Origin of the sequence: Mesorhizobium sp. M7A.T.Ca.US.000.02.2.1, from assembly GCF_003996995.1 — a bacterium.
Taxonomy (GTDB): domain Bacteria; phylum Pseudomonadota; class Alphaproteobacteria; order Rhizobiales; family Rhizobiaceae; genus Mesorhizobium.
Genome location: NZ_RZTT01000634.1, coordinates 1 through 2,431 on the forward strand (window position 1 = coordinate 1; position 2,431 = coordinate 2,431).

Sequence of the window (2,431 nt, forward strand, 5' to 3'; positions counted from 1 at the left end):
CGCCACGGTGGTCTTGCCGGTGCCGGGCGGCCCCCAGAAGATCATCGAGCCGAGCGAGCCGGAACCGATCAACCGGGTCAGCGCGCCGTCAGGGCCGGTCAGATGCTCCTGGCCGACGACCTCGCCAAGGTTTCTCGGCCGCAGCCTGTCGGCCAGCGGCCGCCCAGGCGGGGTCTTTTCCGGTTCATCGACGCTGAACAGATCGGCCATGCACTTCTTTTTCGTTGGAGCATGAGCCCGAATGCACGGAACCCAGCCCTAATAACGCAACACCTGACGCATTATCTGCCCGCCACGCTCGACGGTAAAGCGCCACCAGCGCGTATCCGTCCTGGCCGCCAGCTCCAGGGTCGCCGCGGTATCGATGGTGGTGCCGTTCACCTCGCGCACGATGTCGCCCGGCTGGAAGCCGAAATCGGCGGCCGGAGAATCACGGTTGATGTCGACCACGGTGACGCCCTTGATGTCCGTGCGCAGGCCAAGCCGCTGCGCGAGCCGGGGCGACAGCTCCGCGACCTTGGCGCCCGAAAACGGGCTGCGGCCATGCAGCGTCACCTCGGCAGCTTTCATGCCTTCCGGAGCACGCTCCAGCGCAATATCCATCGCCGCCTGCTGGCCCTTGGTCAAAACCGCGAAATTGGCGGTGGTGCCGATCGACAGCGTCGCCATCCGGTAGTCCAGCGCTTCGATGCTCTCGACCGGCTTGCCGTTGAGTTGCAGCACCACGTCGCCGGGCTTGAGTCCTGCCTTGCCGGCCGGACCGCTCGCTTCGACCGACGAGACCAGCGCACCGGTCGGCTTCTCCATGCCGAGCGATTCGGCGATCTGCGGCGTCACCGCTTCGAACTCGGCGCCGATATAGGGCCGCTCGAAGAAGTCGAGCCCGGCCTTGGCCGCGTCGGCAAAAGCGCGGACCATATTCGAGGGAATGGCGAAGCCGATGCCGATCGAACCGCCGCTGCGGCTATAGATGGCGGTGTTGATGCCGACCAGCTGGCCGCCCATGTTGATCAGCGCGCCGCCGGAATTGCCAGGATTGATGGCGGCGTCGGTCTGGATGAAGAAGCTGGAATCGGAGACGCCGATATGGCTGCGGGCCAGTGCCGAGACGATGCCGCTGGTGGTGGTCTGGCCGACGCCGAAGGGGTTGCCGATGGCCAGCAACAGGTCGCCGACCTCAAGCGCGTCGGAATCGCCGATGGCGATAACCGGAAACGGCTTGTCCGAGGTGATCTTGAGCACGGCAAGGTCGAGTGTCTCGTCCTTGAGCAGCACCTTACTGTCGAACTCGCGTCCGTCCGCCGTCGCCACCTTGACCCGGTCGGCATCCTTGATGACGTGGTAATTGGTGACCACGACGCCGGTCGGATCGACCAGCACGCCGGAGCCGAGCGAAGACTGCGCACGCGGCTGCGAGCGGCCGAAGAATTCCTCGAAGAACGGATCGCCGTCGAAAGGCGACGTGACCTTGGCCGTCTGCGAGGCATAGACGTTGACCACGGCCGGGGCTGTCTGCTTGACCAGCGGCGCAAACGACAATTGCACCTCCTCGCGGCCGAAGGGTACGCGCTTGTCGGGACCAGCCGTGGCGTTTTCGCCTTCCACGCCATGCAGCAGGTCGGTCAGCACATCGGACAGGCCGGGATCGGTCTTCGTCTCCTCGGCCAATGCCTGCCTGACCACCGGTGCGGCCGCAAACGCCATGATGGCGAAAAGCAGAACAAAGGGCAGTCTTCTGGCGCGCATTCGCGAATCCTCCAAGGCAAGTTCGGGGGCATTGTCCCGACGATTGTGCAAAATGAAAGGCTAAGCCGCTGAAATCCGACTATTTTGGGCAGCAAAACAGCTACAGCTGACCTTGAAACCGAAAACCTCGTGGCCCTGATGAAAAAACAACTCCTGTCTTTCCGTGACTTTTTGAAGACCGGCAGCTTGGGGCCGATCTCCCCCGACATGACAATGGCCGAGATTGTCGAAGTGCTCGGCATGCCTGAGCATGTCGATCCAGATTACTGGACGTTCGGAAAGCTCGAAATTTCCTTTGATATCACGCCGCCTCGCCAGATGAACTGGTTTCAAATTGAGCAGGCCAGTTACCTCAAAGGCGATTTGGAGGCTCTCACCACTCGCTTTGCACTCTCCCTGGACGGGTTCAGCGGAAAGACAAAGCCATCAGAGTTCCTGGGTGCCGGCCTTTGGACTCCAGATCAGGCCAAGGTTTTCTACGCGGCATCCGGCCATGACATCGGGATGAACATCTGCGCCGGACCGATTCAGATACATTTTCATGTGGCTGCCGACTTCATCGGCAACCAAGATGCCGAAACCTATTTGAAGGCCTCCTCCCCGTCGCAAGCGATGGCGAAAATCGATTCTCGAGCCGTCCTCGACAGTATCTATTCATATCCTTACCCGAAGACTGAAGAGGTAC

Annotated in this window: 2 protein-coding genes and 1 pseudogene; 1 reads left to right on the forward strand and 2 read right to left on the reverse strand. The window is 61.7% G+C overall.

All coding sequences use genetic code 11. The features are described from left to right. Nucleotides 1-210, reverse strand: a pseudogene (locus tag EOD15_RS32810) (replication-associated recombination protein A); the annotation flags it as partial. Nucleotides 211-258: 48 nt separating this feature from the next. Continuing rightward, entirely contained in the window at nt 259-1,746 is a 1,488-nt protein-coding gene (locus EOD15_RS32815; RefSeq protein WP_127322681.1) for a DegQ family serine endoprotease, read from the reverse strand. Between the two features lie 84 nt (nt 1,747-1,830). Here EOD15_RS32815 and EOD15_RS32820 point away from each other — a divergent pair. Then, on the forward strand, nt 1,831-2,431 hold a 601-nt coding region (locus tag EOD15_RS32820; RefSeq protein WP_148129770.1), incomplete at its 3' end, for a hypothetical protein.